Source organism: Burkholderia sp. BCC1996 (assembly GCF_905339955.1).
In the GTDB taxonomy this organism is placed as follows: domain Bacteria; phylum Pseudomonadota; class Gammaproteobacteria; order Burkholderiales; family Burkholderiaceae; genus Burkholderia.
Genome location: NZ_CAJPHM010000001.1, coordinates 472,296 through 491,986, shown reverse-complemented (window position 1 = coordinate 491,986; position 19,691 = coordinate 472,296). Strand labels below are relative to the sequence as shown.

General features: G+C 66.0%; 16 protein-coding genes and 1 pseudogene. 7 read left to right on the top strand and 10 right to left on the bottom strand.

Annotated features, from left to right (window positions below; translation table 11 throughout):
- Positions 1 to 109: 109 nt before the first annotated feature.
- A pseudogene (locus tag U4Z64_RS02115) lies at positions 110 to 304 on the top strand (helix-turn-helix domain-containing protein); the annotation flags it as partial.
- Between the two features lie 81 nt (positions 305 to 385).
- Here the strand turns inward: U4Z64_RS02115 and U4Z64_RS02110 are convergent.
- Positions 386 to 1,726, bottom strand: a complete 1,341-nt coding sequence (locus U4Z64_RS02110; protein ID WP_321819114.1) for an APC family permease — start codon at positions 1,724 to 1,726, stop codon at positions 386 to 388.
- Positions 1,727 to 1,853: 127 nt separating this feature from the next.
- The gene (locus tag U4Z64_RS02105) at positions 1,854 to 2,699 is read right to left on the bottom strand and encodes a carbon-nitrogen hydrolase family protein (RefSeq protein ID WP_321819113.1); all 846 of its coding nucleotides are present in this window, start codon (positions 2,697 to 2,699) and stop codon (positions 1,854 to 1,856) included.
- A gap of 178 nt (positions 2,700 to 2,877) precedes the next feature.
- Between U4Z64_RS02105 and U4Z64_RS02100 the strand changes: the two genes are divergently transcribed.
- Positions 2,878 to 3,696, top strand: coding sequence for a helix-turn-helix transcriptional regulator (locus tag U4Z64_RS02100; RefSeq protein WP_321809590.1), 819 nt, complete (start codon positions 2,878 to 2,880; stop codon positions 3,694 to 3,696).
- Positions 3,697 to 3,967: 271 nt separating this feature from the next.
- Here U4Z64_RS02100 and U4Z64_RS02095 read toward each other — a convergent pair whose 3' ends face one another.
- The 4 genes from U4Z64_RS02095 to U4Z64_RS02080 form a co-directional block, all read right to left on the bottom strand.
- Positions 3,968 to 5,455 (bottom strand): MFS transporter, encoded by a 1,488-nt coding sequence (locus tag U4Z64_RS02095; protein ID WP_321819112.1) that lies wholly within the window; start codon positions 5,453 to 5,455, stop codon positions 3,968 to 3,970.
- Between the two features lie 82 nt (positions 5,456 to 5,537).
- Entirely contained in the window at positions 5,538 to 6,557 is a 1,020-nt protein-coding gene (locus U4Z64_RS02090) for a cyclase family protein (RefSeq protein ID WP_321819111.1), read from the bottom strand.
- Positions 6,558 to 6,623: 66 nt separating this feature from the next.
- Entirely contained in the window at positions 6,624 to 7,904 is a 1,281-nt protein-coding gene (locus tag U4Z64_RS02085; protein WP_044844554.1) for a CaiB/BaiF CoA transferase family protein, read from the bottom strand.
- Between the two features lie 61 nt (positions 7,905 to 7,965).
- Positions 7,966 to 8,730, bottom strand: coding sequence for an IclR family transcriptional regulator (locus U4Z64_RS02080; RefSeq protein WP_044844555.1), 765 nt, complete (start codon positions 8,728 to 8,730; stop codon positions 7,966 to 7,968).
- Positions 8,731 to 8,963: 233 nt separating this feature from the next.
- On the opposite strand from U4Z64_RS02080, the gene U4Z64_RS02075 reads away from it, so the two are divergent.
- From U4Z64_RS02075 to U4Z64_RS02060, 4 genes are all read left to right on the top strand, one after another.
- On the top strand, positions 8,964 to 9,866 hold the full coding sequence (locus U4Z64_RS02075; RefSeq protein ID WP_321819110.1) for a CoA ester lyase: 903 nt from the start codon (positions 8,964 to 8,966) through the stop codon (positions 9,864 to 9,866).
- A gap of 183 nt (positions 9,867 to 10,049) precedes the next feature.
- On the top strand, positions 10,050 to 11,132 hold the full coding sequence (locus U4Z64_RS02070; RefSeq protein WP_321819109.1) for a porin: 1,083 nt from the start codon (positions 10,050 to 10,052) through the stop codon (positions 11,130 to 11,132).
- Between the two features lie 45 nt (positions 11,133 to 11,177).
- Positions 11,178 to 12,638 (top strand): MmgE/PrpD family protein, encoded by a 1,461-nt coding sequence (locus U4Z64_RS02065; RefSeq protein ID WP_321809584.1) that lies wholly within the window; start codon positions 11,178 to 11,180, stop codon positions 12,636 to 12,638.
- A gap of 35 nt (positions 12,639 to 12,673) precedes the next feature.
- Positions 12,674 to 12,868, top strand: a complete 195-nt coding sequence (locus U4Z64_RS02060) for a hypothetical protein (protein WP_321819108.1) — start codon at positions 12,674 to 12,676, stop codon at positions 12,866 to 12,868.
- Positions 12,869 to 12,990: 122 nt separating this feature from the next.
- Here U4Z64_RS02060 and U4Z64_RS02055 read toward each other — a convergent pair whose 3' ends face one another.
- The 4 genes from U4Z64_RS02055 to mdlC all read right to left on the bottom strand — a co-directional run bounded on the left by U4Z64_RS02055 (position 12,991) and on the right by mdlC (position 18,963).
- A complete protein-coding gene (locus U4Z64_RS02055; RefSeq protein ID WP_321819107.1) occupies positions 12,991 to 14,163 on the bottom strand; it encodes an alpha-hydroxy-acid oxidizing protein in 1,173 nt (390 codons plus the stop codon).
- Between the two features lie 93 nt (positions 14,164 to 14,256).
- A complete protein-coding gene (locus U4Z64_RS02050) occupies positions 14,257 to 15,603 on the bottom strand; it encodes an MFS transporter (RefSeq protein WP_124569952.1) in 1,347 nt (448 codons plus the stop codon).
- A 263-nt stretch (positions 15,604 to 15,866) separates the two neighbouring features.
- Positions 15,867 to 17,318, bottom strand: coding sequence for an aldehyde dehydrogenase (locus U4Z64_RS02045; protein ID WP_044844562.1), 1,452 nt, complete (start codon positions 17,316 to 17,318; stop codon positions 15,867 to 15,869).
- Positions 17,319 to 17,373: 55 nt separating this feature from the next.
- A complete protein-coding gene (gene mdlC, locus U4Z64_RS02040) occupies positions 17,374 to 18,963 on the bottom strand; it encodes a benzoylformate decarboxylase (RefSeq protein ID WP_321819106.1) in 1,590 nt (529 codons plus the stop codon).
- A 465-nt stretch (positions 18,964 to 19,428) separates the two neighbouring features.
- Here mdlC and U4Z64_RS02035 point away from each other — a divergent pair, with 465 nt between their 5' ends.
- Positions 19,429 to 19,611 (top strand): hypothetical protein, encoded by a 183-nt coding sequence (locus tag U4Z64_RS02035; RefSeq protein ID WP_415750547.1) that lies wholly within the window; start codon positions 19,429 to 19,431, stop codon positions 19,609 to 19,611.
- The last annotated feature ends 80 nt before the right edge of the window (positions 19,612 to 19,691 follow it).

Sequence of the window (19,691 nt, the reverse complement as noted above, 5' to 3'; positions counted from 1 at the left end):
CTGGTGTGGGAGCAAAGTTGTAATGTCCGCTTCTAGCCAAGTTCAAATGTCCGCTTTTCGACCCATCGTAAGCTGATCGGCCGCTGGGAATCCAGCGCCGGAGGCTTTGATGGCTGGAACAGAACGGATCACGATGACGATGCGCGAGTTGGACCGATTCAAGGTCATCCAGGAGGTGGCGGACGGCAAGCTGAAGTCATGGCGTGCGACCGAACGGCTGGGCCTGACGACGCGGCAGATTCGGCGGCTGGTCGCCCGGCTGCGTGAGCACGGCCCGGCGGGCCTGCCTGGGCACCGGCATTCATTCCAACGCCAGGAAGCCATTTCGCACGTCGACGACGGGCACCGGTCGATAGCAACCTCACTGCAGCCCGCCTCACCTCGATCAAATCGCCACTTCCGGCGGTGCCTGACGAAACAGCCGCGTAATCCAGCACAGATATCCCAGCCCGAGCACGAACCACGCGATGCCGAGGACCAGTGCCGCCTTCTCGAGACTCACGAGCAGCCAGATATCGGACACCGCGCCGATCACCGGGAACACGAGCCCGCCGAACACCCCGATCCGGCGCTCGCCGTGATTACCCGACAGATACAGGCGAATCACGCAGAGATTGACGGCCGTAAAGGCAAGGAACGCGCCGAAGTTGATGAACGACGTCGACGTGGCGACGTCCAGCTTCAGCGCGATCAGGCCGACCACGCCCGCCAGCGCGATGTTGATCGCCGGTGTCTTGAAACGCGGGTGAATGAATCCGAAGACGCGTTTCGGCAGGATTTCGTCGCGCCCCATCGCATAGAGCAGCCGGCCGACGCTCGCTTGCGCGGAAATCCCCGACGCGAATTGAGCGAGGATCAGACCCGCGAGGAATACGGTGACGAACACATCGCCGCCGATCATCTTCGCGACCTCGAACGCGGCTGAATCCGTGTCCTTGAATTCGACGCCCGGGTGCGCGAGCTGCATCGTGTACGCTGCGATCACGAAGATTGCCCCACCGATCAGCGCAATCAGCAAGATCGCACGCGGCATGTTCTTTTTCGGCTCGATCGTTTCCTCGGTCAGCGTCGACACCGCGTCGAAGCCGAGGTACGAATACGCAGCGATCGCGGCACCCGCCATCGTCGCGCCGAACGGCACGTGCGGCTTGAAGAACGGCTCCGCCATCGCGATGCCGCCCGGCCCGGCCGCGGCCGACGCATAGTGCCAGCACAGCGCCACGAACATCACGACGATCGCGAGCTGCACGATCATCAGCACGATATTGAAGCGCGCAGCCAGTTCGATGCCGACGATGTTCAGGCCGCTCGTCAACACGATGAACGCGACGATCCAGATCCAGGTCGGCACATGTGGAAACGCGGCGTTCAGATATGCAGCGCCGATCAACCAGATCACCATCGGCAGGAAGAAATAGTCGAGCAGCGTCGCCCAGCCGATCATGAAGCCCAGGTGCGGGTTGAACGTCTTGCGCGTGTACGTATAAGCCGAACCTGCAGTCGGATAGAGCCGCGCGAGCTTGCCGTAGCTGAGCGCGGTGAACGCGATGGCAATCAGCGCAAGCAGATAGGCGAGCGCGGCCGTATCGTCGCTGGCCTTGGCGAGCACGCCGTAGGTACCGTAGACGATCAGCGGCGCCATATAGGCGAGGCCGAACAGCAGCACGGACGGCAGGCCGAGCGTGCGCTTCAGGCTCGGCGATTCATGGGATGACGACGCTTGCATGTTATCTCCTGGACCTTCGGGGCCGATGCGAATGCCTGTGTGCCTTCGGCCGACATTTCGATTGAACGGGCACGCCCGGGCGACGCATGACGCCCGCGCGATGCCGTGAATGGACTGCGAAACCGGATTATTCGCCGCGCTGACAACGCGCTTCGATCATGAACGCGCGATGTCCGTCCGACTGTTCGAGCGGCGCGAGATCAAGCGCCACGCGCGTGTCGTGCAGGTAGCTGTAGTGTTCGCGGCTCGCTTCGAGACGCGTGAGATCGAGGTTCGCCCGCACGACCGCCTCGTCCCTGCCCAGTTCGATCGCGGTCTCGCCGAACGGATCGACGAGCGCGGAAAGGCCCGCGAACGTCAGATTGTCGTCGCCGGCCCCGCAGCGGTTCACCATCACCGCGAACATCTGGTTTTCCATCGCGCGTGCCGCGATCGCGCGGCGATGCACCGGGCCGAACGGGTCCATGTTGCCGTTCGTGACGATCAGCAGATCGGCATCGAGCGCGCCGACGGCTCGCGCCGTTTCGGGAAATTCGATGTCGTAGCAGATCAGCAGGCCGACCGTCAGGCCGTTCCAGATGCACGTCGCGAAGCGGTCACCCGGCGTGAAGACACCGACATCCGATGCCCACAGATGCGTCTTGCGATAGCGCAGCACGATGTCGCCCTGCTCGTCGACAAGTACCGTGGTGTTGTAAAACCGGTTGCCGTCGCGCTCGGCGAGGCCCACGGCGACAGCGATGCCCTTTTGTCGTGCCGCGTCGCGTACCGCGGATAATCCGGGGCCATCGAGCGTCTGTGCGACTTCGGCGACATTGTCCCGGGTCGGAAAGCCCGACAACGTCGTCTCGGGGAACACGATCAGTTTCGTGCCGCCTGCCACGTCGACGCGCCCGATCGTGTCGATCACCTTGCGCGTGTTGTGCGCGACGTCGCCGTCGATCAGCGAGAGTTGCGCGAGTTCTACCTGCATGAAACCGTCTCCTTCCAATAGCCTTTCATCGGCGCGTCGTCTGCCCTGCCCTTCTGATACGACGCGCGGTCGAGCGAAACAGGCCGTGTTACCCCTGCCTGTCGAAGTGAGGCCGATTATCGGGTTATTATTTTTGACCTGAAATTCCCCGCCAGGGTTACCCTCACCGGAGCACACGATGGACTTCGAATGGCGAGATCTCGCTTTTCATCGGGAGATTGGCTCGGCCATCGACGCCCTCGATGGCCCGCATTTCTGGGCACGCCTCACGCGTGTGCTCGAGCGGCATCTCGAGTTCGACAACTGGGTCGCGCTGCGTTTCGCGCGCGCCGCGCCGCCTCTCGTGCTTGCCGAGCAGGCGATGCCCGACGGCAAGATCGACCTGATGTTTCAGGACTATCTGGCCGCCCTCTATCAACTCGATCCGTTCTATCTCGCCGCGTTCGAAACGCAGGCGTCGGGCTTCTACACGCTCGCCGACGTCGCGCCGGACAATTTCCGGATGACCGAGTACTACCAGCGGTACTTCAAGAAAAACATCGTCGGCGACGAAGTGCATTTCAACGTCATGATCGATCGCGATCACACATTGGGCTTTTCGCTCGGCAAGACGAGCAAGTACGACGATCGCGAGATTGCGTTGCTCACGCTGTACACGCCCTGGGTCCTGTCGTTGATGCAGCAGCGCTTGCGCTTCGAGACGTTCGCGATCAAGGATGCGCCGCGCGTGACCGAAGGCGAAGCGCCCGACCCGCAGGCGCGCTTCGGGATGCTGACCGGAAAGAGCGGGCGCGGCGCGTTGACCACGCGCGAAATCGAAGTCGCGATGCTGTCATTGAGCGGATTTTCGTCACGCGCGATCGGGGAAAAGCTGTCGATTTCGTTCGAGACCGTACGTGCGCACAAGAAGCACATTTACGCGAAGCTGGGTGTCGGATCGCAATCCGAATTGTTCGCGATGTTCTACGATCGGGGCAGATCCGGCGAATCTGCGTGATTCGCGTCTCGGTGTCACGGCACGAATACCGGCAGGCGCGCTGCCGCTTCAGGTTTCGCCGGTGAGCATGGAATCACGTGCATCCAGATTGAGCCGGAGATTCGTGACGGACGCGAATTCCGGCTCCCGGGATAAGTGGCATTGCCTTGCGATGCGTTTTTGAACCGGGCAATCCTGTCACGACGCGGCGACGCTCGATCGACTACGCCGACGGTGTCTGCCGTCTTGAAACCGTTCGAATCCGCGCCTTGCCCCGTTGCTGCCGGTGCCATTACACCGCCCCATCCCCGGCTCCTTTATGCCGCCCATCGACACGCCGAGTCGGCAATGCGGCGAGCCCGCGCACCGCCGCCGCGCTCTCGGCGCCATCGTCGCTGCGGCCGGTGATCTCATCCAGCGCCCGGTTGTTGGTGTACGGCCCGAACACACCGATCGACACCATCACGATCAGCATGCTGCCGCCGATCAGCACGAACACTGCGGACACCCCGGCGCGCTCGAGCAGCAGCGCGACGATGAAGCTGCTCGCGATTCCGGTCAGGCGGCCGATCGAATGCACGAAGCCGAGCGCGCGCCCGCGGATCTCGGTCGGAAACACTTCCGACTGGTACGCGGTGCCGTTGCTCGCGAGCACCGTGTTGGACAGCGTGACGAGCAGGCCGAACGCGATCACGAACGGCGCCTGCGCCGACATCGCGAACGCGGTGCCGAACAGCGCGACGCCGAACGCCGACGCGACGATCAGCCACTTGCGCTCGACGCGGTCGGCGAGCACGCCGGCAACGAACGGCGACACCGGATACGCGAACGCGATCACAAACGCATACCAGAGGCTCTTCGTGACGCTCGCGCCCTGCGCGGCCAGCAGCGTCGGCAGCCACTGGCTGAAGCCGAAGAAGCCGATGCTCAGGAATGCGTTGAATACGATCAGCATCGCCGTGCGGCCACGATGCCGCGCATCCCACATCGACGGCGCGCGCCGCGCGGCCGGCGTTGCGACAGCCGGCATCCGGACCGCGGGCAGCGGCCGGCCGGATTCCCGCTCGACCGCCTGCTCGAGCCGCCGCAGCACGGCTTCGGCGTCGGCCTCGCGGCCGGTGCTGGCAAGCCAGCGCGGCGACTCCGGCAGCCGCGACTGCAGCCACCAGACGACGACCGCGCCGCTGCCGCCGAGCAGCACGACCCAGCGCCACCCGGACACCCCGAGCGGATCGCGCGGCACCCATAGCCACGACACCAGCGCGAGCACCGGCATCGCGAGATAGCCGATCGCGAAGCACAGCGCGAACGCACGCCCGCGCACTGCTTTCGGCACCAGCTCGGTCAGGAACGCGCCGATCGTGATCAGCTCCGCACCGATGCCGCAGCCCGCGACGAATCGGCACACGAGAATGCCGAGCGCATGCGTCTGCACGCACATCGCAAGGCTTGCCGCCGTGTAGAGCAGCAGCGCACCGGTGAACAGCGCGCGCCGTCCGATGCGGTCCGCGAGGCGCGACACGAACATCTCGCCGACAAACAGCCCGGCGAACGTCGCCGCACCGAGTGCGCCCTGGTCCGACATGCCAAGTACGCCGTGCGAGCCCGCGTGAAAGATGCCGTCGCGGATCAGCCCGGGCGGCAGGTAGGTCATCTGGAACAGGTCATAGATCTCGAAAAAACCGCCGACGCTCAGGAACATCACGAGCGTCCAGATGCTGGCCGTCGCGGGCAGGCGGTCGATGCGCGCGGCGATCGACGCCGCATGGGAATGGGACATGGCGATTCCTCGGTGATTCGCCCGCGCGGTCTGCGCGAAGCGGCGGACAGGGCGCCGGCGCGGGTGCGCGCGGCGCCGGCGTTCATACGGTGGCGACCGGATTGACCGGCGACCCGACGAGCCCGCGCAGGTGCAGCGGCGGCGCGGTCAGCAGGAAGCGGTTGCGCCGATGCGCGCGCAGCCAGTCGGCGAGCGGCGTCAGATGCCACAGCTCGCCGAGATGAATGCCGAGCTTGAACAGGCACAGCTCGTGCAGCGGCATCAGCGCGCCGGGCCGCTCGCGCGCCGACGCATGGCGCGGGCGCTCCTCGACCGCATGGTTGTCCGCCGCGAGCGCGGCAAGCCCCGATGCGTCGATCCAATCGAGCAGGCGCGGATCGTTGCCGTCGAGCACGCAGCACACGTCCGGCGCGGCGGGCTCGCCGAGCGCGTCGGCTTCGATCAGGCGATCGGCGAAGCCCGTATGCACGCATACGATGTCGCCGCGCTCGACGACCACATCGTCCGCGCGCAGTACCGACATCCATTCCGCGTAGCCGATCTTGCGCCGCTCGTCGCCGAAGTGGCGGCGCAGGTCGACCATCACGCCGCGCCCCTGCACGCCGGTTTGCGCCATCACCTCGATGCCGAGCGCGCGCGCACCGCCGCGCGGCGCCCCCGCTTCGGGCACCCGGATGTGCTCGTCCATCCGGTAGCCGTTGTAGAACACGCGGGCGCGCTCGCCGTTGCCCGCCGGATCGAACAGCGAGCCGACGTGCGACAGTGCATCCCACTGCGTCGAGAACTGCGAGTGCATGCAGAACGAATCGTCGCAAACCACATCGGTTGCGTTGGCAACCTGTTCGTCCGCCCGATAGCCGAAGTACGGCCTGTCGCCGAGCAGCGCCGGCATGATCGCCGGCGGCCGGCGCCGCGCGTTCAGCCCGCCGCCGCGCGGCACGTCGAGCGGCAGGCTCAGCGAGAACACGCGGCCTTCGCGCACCTCCGCGACGCCGCGCAGCACCGCGTCGGGCGTCAGCCAGTTCAAGCGCCCTTTCTGATCGTCAGGGCCGAAATCCCCCCAGTTCGAGCCGGGCGGCCGATGGGTCCAGCGTGGCTTCATGGTGTCTCCTCCATGCAATGTCCAGTGTGCGGCGGCCGTCGTTCGCGGCCGCCTCGCACGGCGCGCCTAGCGCGTGCGGATCACGCCCAGCCCGGCGAGCCGCTCGTATTCGCGTTCGCCGAGCAGCGGCAGCAGGATCTCGCGATTGTTCTCGCCGAGCGCGGGCGCAGGCCGGCGGAACGCGCCGGGCGTGGCCGACAGGCGCGGCGTGATGTTGTGCATCGGCAGGCTGCCGACGTCGTCGTCCGGCAGCTCGACGAGCGCCTCGCGCTCTATTACGTAGTGATCCTGAACGATCTGCGCGATGTCCTGGATCGGCCCGACCGTCACGCCTGCTTCCTCGAAGAACGCGAGATTGGCGTCGAGATCGCGCACGGCGATGAATTCGCCGACGATCGCATCGAGCGCCTCCGCGTGCTGCACGCGCTGCACGTTGGTCGCGTAGCGCGGATCGTCGATCAGGTCCGCTCGGCCGATCGCGCGGAACAGCCGCTCGGCCATCGCCTGCGTCGAGCTCGACAGGCACAGCCACTTGCCGTCGCGCGTGCGATACGCGTTGCGCGGCGCGGTGTTCGACGAGCGGCTGCCGGTGCGCGCCTTGATCTCGCCGGTCATCACGTAGTTCGCTGCAGCCGGCCCGAGGATCGACAGCAGCGGCTCGAACAGCGACACGTCGATCACCTGCCCCGCCGCGCCGTGCGCGTCACGCGCATGCAGCGCGACCAGCACGGCGATCGCGCCGGACAGCCCGGCCGTCATGTCGCCGAGGAACATCGGCGGCAACACCGGCTCGCGATCGGCGAAGCCGTTGATCGCCGCGAACCCCGCATACCCTTCCGCGAGCGTGCCGAAGCCCGGCTTGTGGCGGTACGGCCCTGTCTGCCCCCAGCCGGAGATCCGCGCGATCACCAGCTCGGGACGGATCGCGAGCAGGTCGTCCGGGCCGAGCCCCATCTTTTCGGCGACGCCGGGCTTGAAGCTCTCGACGAACACGTCCGCGTCGCGCACCAGCCGGCGGACGATGTCGATCCCCTCGGGCGCGCGCAGGTCGACGCACACGCTGCGCTTGTTGCGTCCGTACACCTTCCAGTTCGTGCTGATCCCGCCCGCGCCGACCGCGCGCAGCGTATCGCCGCGCTCGCTCTCGACCTTGACGACATCCGCCCCGAAATCGGCGAGCTGCACGCTCAGCATGTTGCCCGCCATCAGGCGCGACAGATCGACGACGCGCACGCCCGCGAGCGGCCCCCGCGCGCCGGCGTCGAACGGTTTCGGATGGATCGGGCCGGTGGACGCGCGACGGCGCGCGCCGGCCGCGTGAGCGGCCTGCGGGTCGGGAACGAACATGCTTGTCTCCTAGTTGGTGGGTGTGTCGTTCGATGCGGACTTCGAAGTGCGCGCGCTGGCGCTACTCGAGCAGCTCGCCGAGTTGGTCGGCCGCGCGAAACGCCGCGCCCGCGGCGGGCAGATCGCCGCCCAGCGCACGCGTCAGCTCGGCGGCGGCTGCCTGCACGCGCGGCAGGTAGTCGGCCAGCACCTTCTTGTTGAAGCGATAGCGCGGCACGCCGAGCGAGATCGCGCCGCTCAGCACGCGTCCGACGCCGAACGCCGGGCACGCGATCGCCGCGCTTTCCGGGTCGCGCTCGGCAATCGACACCGCGTAGCCCTGCTCGGCCGTCTTCTCGTAGTCGCCGCCGCGCGTGCCGCTGAACGCGAGCAGCACGCGCCCGGCCGCGCCGACGTCGAGCGGAAAGCGGTCGCCTTCGCGCAGGTGCGTGCGCACCGAGCGCTGCGCCTGGATGCGGAACAGGCACACGCGCTGATCCCCTTCGCGCACGTAGAACGCGGCCGTCTCGCCGGTTTCCGCCGACAGCGTCGACAGGATCGGCATCACGTACTCGCGCAGCTGAAACGACTCGCGATACATCATCCCGAGCTGGAACACGGCGGGCCCCAGCACGTAGCGCCCATCCGGCAGGCGCTTGATGAAGCGGAACTGCTCGAGCGACTCGAACATCCGCAACAGCGTGCTCATGTTGAGCCCCGTTTCCTCGCTGACCTGCGCGAGCATCAGCCCGCCGGGCGCGTTGCCGAACGCCAGCAGCGCGGTCAGCGCGCGGTTGACCGCGGCCACGCCGCCCTCTGCGGGATTGCTTGTCTCCATCTTGCTCATGTCCACCTCGTGCGATGCCGGCAGAGTCGTACCGCGGCGCGGCTGCCGGCATCTAAAAATGAAAGTTGCTTTCATTATACGCAGATCATCGACGACAGCAACATGAATCAACACAGATTCACTAGCTCGTCATTTCTGAAAATCCCCTTTAAAACTAGGCGTTAACGATAATCTTGACGAATGCCATCATCTGCCTCAAAAATGAAAGTGACTTTCATTTTTATGGATCATCGATGGAATTCTCGTCTCAACCGGTCTGGCGCTCGCTGCTGTACGTCCCCGCCCACGTCCCCCGTTTCGTCGCTTCGGCCGCCGCGAGCGACGCCGATGCCCTGATCCTCGATCTCGAGGACAGCGTCCCGCCAGCATGCAAGGAGACCGCTCGCGACGGGCTGGCCGATGCCGTGCCGGCGCTGCGCGCGCCGGGCCGCGACGTGCTGGTGCGCGCCAACGGCCCGCTCGACCTGCTGGTGCCCGACGTGCGCGCGGCCGTCCGGGCCGGCGTGGACGGCGTCGTGCTGCCGAAGGTGCGCGGCGGCTCGCACGTCGAGGCGATCGACGAACTGCTGGCCGCGCTCGAAGAGGAAAGCGGCGCGCCGCCGGGCCGCACGCGGATCGTCGCGATCGTCGAAACGCCGCGCGCGTTCCAGGCGATGGACCGGATCGCGCAGGCGTCGCCGCGCGTCGTCGCGATGATGCTGGGCGGCGGCGACTTCGCGCTGAACTGCGAAAGCGCCGCGAGCGCCGACGTGCTGCGCGTGCCGAAGCAACTGCTGATCATCGCCGCGCGCGCCGCCGGCGTCCTGCCGCTCGGCCTCATCGGCGGCCTCGACGAGCTGCGCGATCTCGACGCGTTCGAGCGCATCGCGCGCGCGTCCGCGGAGCTCGGCTATGCGGGCGCGACCTGCATCCATCCGCTGCAGGTCGGCGCGCTCAACCGCGCGTTCAGGCCCGACGAAGACGCGGTGCGCGACGCGAACGCAGTGCTGGCCGCCTACGACGACGCGCGCGCGAACGGGCGCGGCGCGCTGCGCGTCGACGGCAGGATGGTCGACGCGCCTGGCGTCGCCCGCGCGAAGCGCGTGCTCGCGCGTCACGCGGCCGTGCAGGCGCGTGCCGACGGCGCACCCCGGTGATGCACGCGCCGTCCTGCATCGCCGTGCTTCACCCCGGCACATGCGCATGTCGCGCGTGCGTCCCGCCGCGACGCAGCCGGTTCGCCGCCCTGCCCGGATAGCGCCGCCCGCAGCAGCACCGCGCTGCTCGACCAGCGCGGCGCCGCAATCAAACAAACAACAAACCCTCGAAGGAGACAAGCCATGGGCAAGCGAATGTCCGCATTGTGCGGACTGGGCCTCGTATCGGCCGGCGCCTGCGCGCAAAGCACGATCACGCTGTACGGCGTGGCCGACATCTATACGGAATTCCTCACCCACCAGGCCGCGCCCGGCGACAAGTCGTCGGCATCGCTCGTGCGGATGGCGTCGGGCGGCAAGAGCGGCTCGCGCTGGGGCCTGAAGGGCGTCGAGGATCTCGGCGGCGGCTGGCAGGCCGCATTCCGGCTCGAAAGCGGCATCAACCTGAACAACGGTACCGGCACCGGCGCGGGCGGCTTCGACCGCTCCGCGTGGATCGGGCTGCAGCACGAGCGCTGGGGCACGCTGCGGCTCGGCCACCAGTATTCGACGCTGTTCGACGTCATGGAGCGCTATTCGCCGACGGGCGCGTACTCGACGCTGTACGAGCCGGCCGGCGCGATCGTCGGCGTCAACTTCCGCGAGAACAACGTCGCCAAGTACCTGGCGAAGCTCGGCTCGCTGACGCTCGAAACGCACTATTCGTTCGGCGGCACGCCCGGCGCGTTCCAGTCGAATGCCGCTTACGGCGCCGGCTTCGACTATGCCGGCGCCGCATTCTCGTTCGCCGCCGCATTCGACAACGTCAACACGCCGCAGCCTGGCGGCTTCGCGCATTTCCGCCGCTACGCCGCCGCCGCGATCGTGTCCGTCGACCGCGCGCAGCTGCTGGCCGGCGTCACGCACGGACAGAGCGGCGTCGCCACGCGGTCGGTCGTGACGAACTACACGTTCTGGTGGGCCGGCGTGCGCTACATGATCACCCCTTACCTGCAGGCGCTCGGCGCGTTCTATTACGAGGACATCCGTGCGCAGAATCCGCCGGACGCGCAGGCGAGCGCGCCGCACCCGGCCAACCCGCAGCAGGTCACGCTGCAGCTGAACTACTTGCTGTCGAAATCCGTCACGCTGTACCTCGCGGCCGGCTACGCGCGCCGCGCCGCGCTCGATTTCGACAACTACAACTACAACTTCCTCCACTACACGCTGGCCGCCGACCGCGCCGGCAGCGCGGGCGTGGCGCTCGGCCTGCGCAAGCTGTTCTGAGCCCGCCTCTCGCGCCCTTTCAGGAACCTTCGGAGTCTTCAAACCATGAACCGCCGCCACTTCCTTTCCACGCTGACCGGCGCCGCGCTCGCGCTACCACTTGGCCGTGCCCGCGCCGGCTCGCTGCCGACGGCCGCCGGCCGCCCCGATCTCGCGCAACAGCTCGCCGACTACGCGGCCGGCCTGCAGTATCGCGACCTCGACGCCGCGACGATCGAGACGATCAAGGCGCATCTGATCGACGCGCTCGGCTGCGCGATCGCCGCGCACGACGAACGCCCGGTGCAGATCGCGCGCGACGCGGCGCTCGCGTCGCCGGGCGGCGTGTCGACGATCGTCGGCACGAACCGACGCACGAGCCCCGATCTCGCCGCGTTCGCGACCGGCACCGCGCTGCGCTACTACGATTTCAACGACGCGTACGCCGGCAAGGAAACCGGCCATCCGAGCGACAACATGTCCGCGTGCCTCGCCGTCGCCGAAGCGCAGCATGCGAGCGGCCGCGACCTGATCCTGTCGATCGCGATCGCGTACGAGATCGCGTGCCGGCTGATGGATGCCGCCGCGATCAGCCCGCGCGGCTGGGACCACACGTGCTACAGCCTGCCCGCCGTCGCGCTCGCCGCCGGCAAGCTGATGCGCATGCCCGCGCCGCAACTGGTGCAGGCGGTCAACCTGTCGATCAACAGCCATCTCGCGCTGAACCAGACGCGCGTCCAGCAGCTGTCGAACTGGAAGGCGCTCGCCGATGCGGACGCGGCGCGCAACGCGGTGTTCTCGACGCAGCTCGCGCGCGCCGGGCTGACCGGCCCCGCGCCGATCTTCGAAGGCATGGCCGGGTTCTTTCCGCAGGTGTCCGGGCCGTTCGCCGTCGACACGCGCGAATTCGGCGGGCGCGACGGCGCGTTCCGGATCGGCAAGTGCTTCGTGAAGTTCTATCCCGCGCAAGGACTCACCCAAACCGCGATTCCGGCCGCGCTCGACGTCGCCGCGCAGGTCGGCGACCTGCGCCGCATCCGACGCATCGAGATCCACACCACCGCGGTCGGCTACGTGACGGCCGGCCGCGACCGCGAAAAATGGGCGCCGTCGACCCACGAAACCGCCGATCACAGCCTGCCGTATATCGTCGCGCGCGCGATGCTCGACGGCGACATCACGACCGAGAGCTACCGGCACGACGCGCTGCACGATCCGGCGCTGCGCGCGCTGATCGAGCGGGTCACGGTGCAGGAGGACCCGGCGCTGACCGCCCGCTATCCGGCGCAGGCGCCGAACCGGGTGATGGCCGTGTGCGAAGACGGCACGACCTGCGCGAAGCAGGTGGACGAGCTGCCCGGCTCGCCGACGCGGCCGATGCGGCGCGACGACTACGAGGCAAAGTTTACGAAGAACTGCCGGCGGCACTGGAGGCCGATGCAGATCCGCGCGGCGCTCGATTACCTGTGGCGGCTCGACGAGCAGCCCGACGTCGCGACGCTGCCGCCGCTGCTCGTCGTAGGCTGAGCCGCGTGCCCCGCCCAGGCCTCCGTCGCGACGCCATGCCGCTCGAGCGCTTCCGCGACCTCGACGACGCGACCGCGCAGCCACGCGTGCGCGTCCTGCTGAGCCTTTACCTGCAGCAGACGCGCGGCGCGCGCGCGCTGCGTGCCGGCTTCGAGCTGTTTCCGCTGAGATGGAAGCCGACGGAAACCTTCGAGACGGGCATCCTGAAGACACTCGGCCGGTACCTGTAGACGTTCGGACAGCATTCGGCATCGGCATCGGCCGCGGGCAGGGTCAGGCGCGGCCGCGCGGCGACGTCGCGTGCCGGCGTCGCCGGCAATGCAGAAACTTAATACGGATTCCGATCGACCCATCAAGGCAACGACAAACCATCAATTGCTATTGTCGTTCGCTTCGAAATGTAGCTGCGATCGAGCTCCCCGACCGAGCGGCAACCGATGAGGGCGAGCGTCCGGTCTGTTTCCCGTTTGATCATCTCGATGACGTCGCTCACGCCGATTTCCCCTCTGGCTGCCAACCCGTATAACGTGGCGCGCCCGAGCATCACGGCATGTGCCCCCAAGGCGATCGCCTTGACGACGTCAGCTCCTGTCCGTATGCCACTGTCGAGAATGACAGTCGTTCCCGAGGTGCGCTCGACAATATCCGGCAGCACATCGGCTGTCGCGGGCAGGTCGGCGAGCTGCCGGCCGCCGTGGTTCGAAACGATCACGCCGTCCGCGCCGAGCTCGACGCACCGCGCGGCATCGTCGGCCGTCACGATGCCCTTGACAAGGAGTTTGCCAGGCCATTCGTCCCGTAAACGGCGCAGGTCGTCCCAACTGAAGCTCGCATCCATCTGTCTGCGAAGAATCGCTGCCTGGGAGGCCGTGTCCGATGCATCGTCCGTAGCGAAATTTTTCAACTCCGGCATGCCGTGCATCAGATAGGACCAAAGCCAACGCGGGTGCGACAGTCCATCGACGGCCGCGCGCGCACTTGCCTTGAACGGCATGGCAAAGCCGTTGCGAAGATCGCGTTGGCGAAAACCGTTGACCGCCACATCGGTGGTGAGGATCAAGGTCGAATAGCGAGCCGCACGGGCACGATTGACCAGGCTCTTTGCGAGGTTGCGATGAACCACATACAGTTGAAACCACAGTTCTCCGTCGGATCCTTTTGCCACCTCTTCGATGGACATGTTGGAAGCCGTCGATAGCGCGAAGGGAATACCGGCCTTGGCCGCCGCACGCGCAAGTGCGAGGTCGCCCTTGGGCCAGAATGCGCTATTCAGGCCCGTGGGTGCGATCACCAGCGGTGATGGAATCCGCTGGCCTAAAAGTTCCACCGACTGCTCTCGTATGCTGACATCCGACAGCCGGCGCGGCAACAACTGCAATTTATCGAACGCCGAACGGTTGTGCCTCAGTCCCGATTCATCGTCCGCCGCGCCTTCCAGATAGTCGAACACCATTCGTGGCAGCCGCCGTCTGGCTTCGTCACGATAGTCGCTGACGGAGAAAATGCCGGGAAATCCTGTGGTCATGATTGACGTACTGACAGAGTAGATCGTGATGCGAAGAACACGAGGCGCGCTGGAGTCCGGATTCGCGCGCCTCTGTCAAGCTGGAGCCTGAGGTCAGGCGCGATTGACGGGCGGCACATGACGACGCACGATCATCAGGCAGATAAAGACCATCGACATCGCCCCACCAAGCATGCCCAGGTACGCGGACGCTCCCCCCTGCGTGATCACGAATGCCCCGGCGAACGCGCTGAGAATCGCTCCGAGCCGCCCGAATGCAAGCGCGGATGCGGTCCCGGTCGCGCGTATCTCGGTCGGGTAGACGTAGGCGCAAAGGGCATACATCGTCGACTGAACTGCGTTCACGAAGAGGCCGTGCAAACCAATTCCGAACACAAGCAACGTCGTGTGGGCAGAGACGTCGATACCGCGCAGGAAAAGCGCGCTCGCGGATGCCATCAGGCAGCACACGAGCAAAGGCCAGCGTGACCCGAACCGGCCGATTGCCACTGCGCAGCCCAGGGCGCCGATGACGCCACCCAGGTTGTAGGCGGTCAGGCCCGAACCTGCCACCGAAGGGCTGAGCCCCTCGCCTGCAAGCATCGTCGGCAGCCAGCTGAATGCGCTGTAGACCGCGATCAGGTTCATGAAGAAAGCGATCCAGATTGCAATCGTGTCACGGCCTTGATCGTCCGCGAACAGAGCACGAAAGCCCGGACGCTGTACCGCTTTCTGTTCCTTCTGATCGGCGAACACGGCGTCCGGCTGAATCGAGCGGGACATGCGGGTCAGCAGGTGACGCAGTTCGTTCCAGCGTTCGTCATGGCGGACAAGATAACGGGGCGATTCCGGCATGGCGAGATACAGCAGGAACGCCAGTGCCACGGGAAGCGTGCCGCCGATGAGAAAGAGCCCACGCCAGCCATAGTGAGGAAGCACGACGCTCGCGAACAGTCCCGCAAGCATGCCCCCCAGCGGTACGCACACGATGGTTGCGGTGACTGCGAGCGTCCGCCGGCGAGCCGGCGTAAATTCCGCCGTCATGGTCGTCGCGCTTGGCAGCGCACCACCGATACCCAGTCCCGCGAAGAAGCGCAGGATTGCAATGGTCATGACGTCCGGCGATAGCGCGATCGAACTCGTCGCCAGGCCAAATACCAGCACGCTTCCAATAATGGCCCAGCGCCGACCGAACCTGTCCGCGAAAAGGCCGGCGAACGCGCTACCAATACCCATGCCTACGAGGCCGGCAGCAACGGCGGGCGCAAATGCGTTGCGCGTAATGCCCCATTCCTTGATCAAGCTGGGAATGGCGAACCCGATGAGTTGCCCATCGAAGCCATCCATCACGATCGCGAACGCGGCGAGAAAGACGACCATTCGCTGAAACGCCGAGAACGGTCCGTCATCAAGGGTGCGGCCTATGTCGACGATCGGCAGACCGGGATTACGATCGTTCATTTCGCCCCCCAGACCAGAGCAGTGAAGCCTGAATCGCAGGCCTGGGTAATCCGTTCTCCGACGTGATGGCCCGACTCGAACCGGGTGCGATCGAGCGACCACTCCAAATTGACAATAGGCATTGCAGTCTCCTTAAGCCGATCGCTCGTTGTTCCACGAGCGAAGGCTACTCACCGGTACAGGGTTGTTGTTTTGTTCGCGCCCACGATCCAGCGGCCCGTCTCGTCCGTCGCGAACAAGACGCGCCCCGACCGTGGCAACCATCAGAACGGATAGTGACGAGGCGTCGTTTGCACGGTGATCCAGCGCAAATCGGTAAATTCCGCGATTCCCGCCTTGCCGCCGAAGTGCCCGAAACCACTGGACTTCATCCCGCCAAACGGCATTTGCGCCTCGTCGTGAACCGTCGGCCCATTGACGTGGCAAAGCCCGGACTCGATACGCTTCGCTACCGTCAACGCACGCGCGACGTCACGGCTGAAGACTGCCGCCGACAGACCATATTCGTTGTCGTTCGCGCATGCGATGGCCGCTTCGTCTCCCTCGACGCGGACGATCGCCTTGACCGGCCCGAACGACTCCTCCCGGTAGATATGCATGTCGGCCGTGACGTGATCGAGCAGCGTGGCCGGCATGAGCGTGGTCTCGGATTTTCCTCCGCAGACCAACGTCGCACCTTTCGCCAGCGCGTCGTCGATCAGGTCGTTGCACTTCCTCACGGTCGCCATGTCTACAACGGAGCCGAGTACGGCCGGGCCCTTTCTCGGATCGCCAAGCGGCAGGCTCTTCGCCTTTTCGGCCAGGCGCGCGACGAATTCGTCGGCGATGTTCGCGTCGACGACGATGCGTTCGGTGGACATGCAGATCTGACCGGAATTTGCGAACGCCCCGAATGCCGCGCCTTGAACCGCAGCGTCGATATCGGCGTCGTGAAGAACAAGAAACGGAGCCTTTCCGCCGAGCTCAAGTACCGAGGGCTTCAGATACTTCGCGCACTGGGTGGCGATGATGCGGCCGACGCGGGTCGAGCCCGTGAAGTTCACCCGCCTGACCGCGGGCTCGGCAATGAGCGCTTCGACAATGGCGCCGGCATTCGCCGGCGCATTCGTGACGAAGTTCACGACGCCGCGCGGCAGCCCGGCGTCCTGCAACGCCTCGATGATGAGGCCGTGGGTCGCGGGGCAAATTTCCGAACCCTTGAGCACGACGGTATTGCCGCAAGCCAGCGGCAGCGCGATGGCACGCACGCCGAGGATGACGGGCGCGTTCCACGGTGCGATCCCGAGCACGACGCCGGCGGCCTGCCGAACCCCGAGCGCGAGATTGCCAGGCACGTCCGACGGAATCACTTCGCCCGAAATCTGCGTGGTCATCGCAGCAGCTTCGCGCAACCCGTCGGCCGCGAGCTTGACGTTGAAATCGGCCCACAGGCGGGACGCGCCCGTTTCGGTTGCCATTGCCAGCGCGAAAGCGTCGCGCTTTTCTTCGAGCGCATCTGCGGCTCGATTCAGCAATGCGCGTCGCTCGCCGGGCCCCATCGCCGACCAAGCGGGAAAAGCGGCGGCCGCAGCGTGCACTGCGGCCTGTGCATCGGCGACGGTCGCGGCGGGTGCGGTCGATGCAACCGTGCCATCGAGCGGATTACGGCGCTCGAATGTCGCCCCATCGCGCGCCATCGTGCGCTCGCCGTTGATCAACATCGATACCTGATTCATTGCCGTCTCCTGGAATATGTTTGAAAAGCCAGCCTGTCGAACCACCGACTCGCGGTCAGGCCACGACAATTTCTACAAGGCGCGTTTTGCCCGAAGACAAAGCGTCTTCCAGCGCGGACTTCAGCGACGGCGCGTCGCTCACTCGCACCCCTTCGCAACCCATGCTGTTGGCCAGAGAAACGAAATCCAGCCCCGCGAGGTCGGTGCCCTGTACCGGATCCGACGCGGAGAAGCCAAAGACGGGCGCAAATTCCTGCAAGGCGGCGTAGCGGGCGTTATTCAGGATGACAAAGGTGATCGGGAGATCGAGTTGGACCGCGCTATAGATCGCTTGGGGCGAATACATCGTCGAGCCGTCACCGATGAGGCCGATCACGCGGCTGCCGGGTTTGCCCAACGCCACGCCCACCGCGGCGGGCATGCCGTAGCCCAGACCGCCGCTTGCCATCGTGTAAAACGTCTGACTGCGCGTGAACGGCAGATAACGCTGCATGACGGGCCGCGAACTTGGCGCCTCCTCGACCACGATATCCGCTGCGTCGCGCACCTCGGAGAGCGTCTGCAACGCATACGCGACCGACATGACCGCCGTGGGCTCGGCTCGCTCGACGACCTCGCGAGGCGCCGGCAACGGCCGGCCGCGCGGCGCCGGACGGGCGAGCAGGTCCGCCAGCCCCAGGCGAACGTTCGCCACCACCGACGTGCCGACCGGGGTCCACGCCGCGGTAGCCGGATCGTCGATCAATTGGTACAACGCCGCGCCATCAGGCACATGCGGCCCACTGCCTTCGACGTGATACGCAAAAGCCGGCGCCCCGACGACGAAGATCAGGTCATGCCCATCCAGAATCCGAACGATTTTTTCGCGCATCGCCGGAAGGAATCCGGCGAAAAGTCGGTGATCTTCAGGGAAGCTGCAGCGTGACGACATCGGCGCGACATAAACCCGCGCGTTGTGGCGCTCGGCGAGCTGGATGGCCTCGCTCCAGGCGTCGGCACGATCGAGTTCCGCGCCGACGACGAAGGCCGGCCGTTTGCAGTTGTCCAGCGCGTCACCGATCTCCGCGATCGATGCCGGATCGGGGCGGAACCGGGTGCTGACCCGTGTCGCCTCGACGAAGTCGGCCGGCTGATCCCAGTCGTCGACCGGAATGGAAACGAACACCGGGCCACGCGGCTCCTGCATCGCCACGTGATAAGCACGGGCGAGCGCAAGCGGAACATCCGCGGCACGAGCCGGTTCGATGCTCCACTTCACATAAGGCCGCGGCAACTCGGTTGCTTGCGATGCCGACAGAAACGGATCGAACGGCAGAATTGAACGGGCCTGCTGGCCGGCAGTAATGATCAGCGGCGTCCGGTTCCTGAAAGCCGTGAATATGTTGCCCATCGCGTTGCCGACACCGGCCGCCGAATGCAGATTGACCAGAGCGGCATTGCCGGTCGCCTGGGCATATCCATCCGCCATACCGACGACGACCGCTTCCTGCAATCCCAGCACGTACCGGAAGTCCTCCGGGAAGTCTCGGAACATGGGCAGCTCGGTCGAGCCGGGATTGGCAAACACCGACGTCATTCCGAGGCGCCGCATCAAGTCCACGACGGCATCGCGAACGGTCGGCTGCCCACTTGTGTTTCGTTGCATCTCGAGTCCTCTGCGGTTCGCCACTCAGGCTGGCGGTGATTGGATGAGCCGCAGTATGGGATTCGATGCATTGTTTGAAAATTGCCAAAATTGCTCAAAGTCATTACGTTCAGGCATGGGTCCATCAGGCTGCCGGATGCGTCCATTCCGCCCGGAAGCCTTGCGGGTCAAGGCCGTACGCCGTCATCGCCGGCTCTGCGGCAGCCGCGGTGAGCGGCCATGGCAATCCCGTTCAGGGAAGACACCTAGTACCGGACAACTCGGGATCTTGTTCGATTCCTTTAGCCCCTTTCAACCGCCGAGCGGCCGTCGCGGCTGAAACAAGCGGCAGCATGACGCTGATCGACTCGGCCATGACAACTGCGCCGGCGCACGCTCGCGTGTCCCGCGCCGGCTTCACCCGGGCGGGCCGCCTACGCGTCGGTCCAGGCGCCGGTGCCCTGCCGATACTGGATCACGCCACTGTTGAACCGCACCTGCAGGTTGCCGGTGCTCGTCGCCCGTGGCGCGAATCCGGATCACGTCGATGCGCTCGGCCGCACCGCACTGCAGAACGCCATCCTGCAAGGCAACGACGCCGCGGTTGCGGCGCTCGAAAAGGTGGGCGCGACGCCGAATGCCGATGTGACGTTGCGAGCGAGGCCGTGACCGCTCGAGCTTGCCCTCGAGGTTGACTGCCTGTCGATCGTCATGCGGCACAAGGTCACGAAGGCACGCGCTCCCAGCCT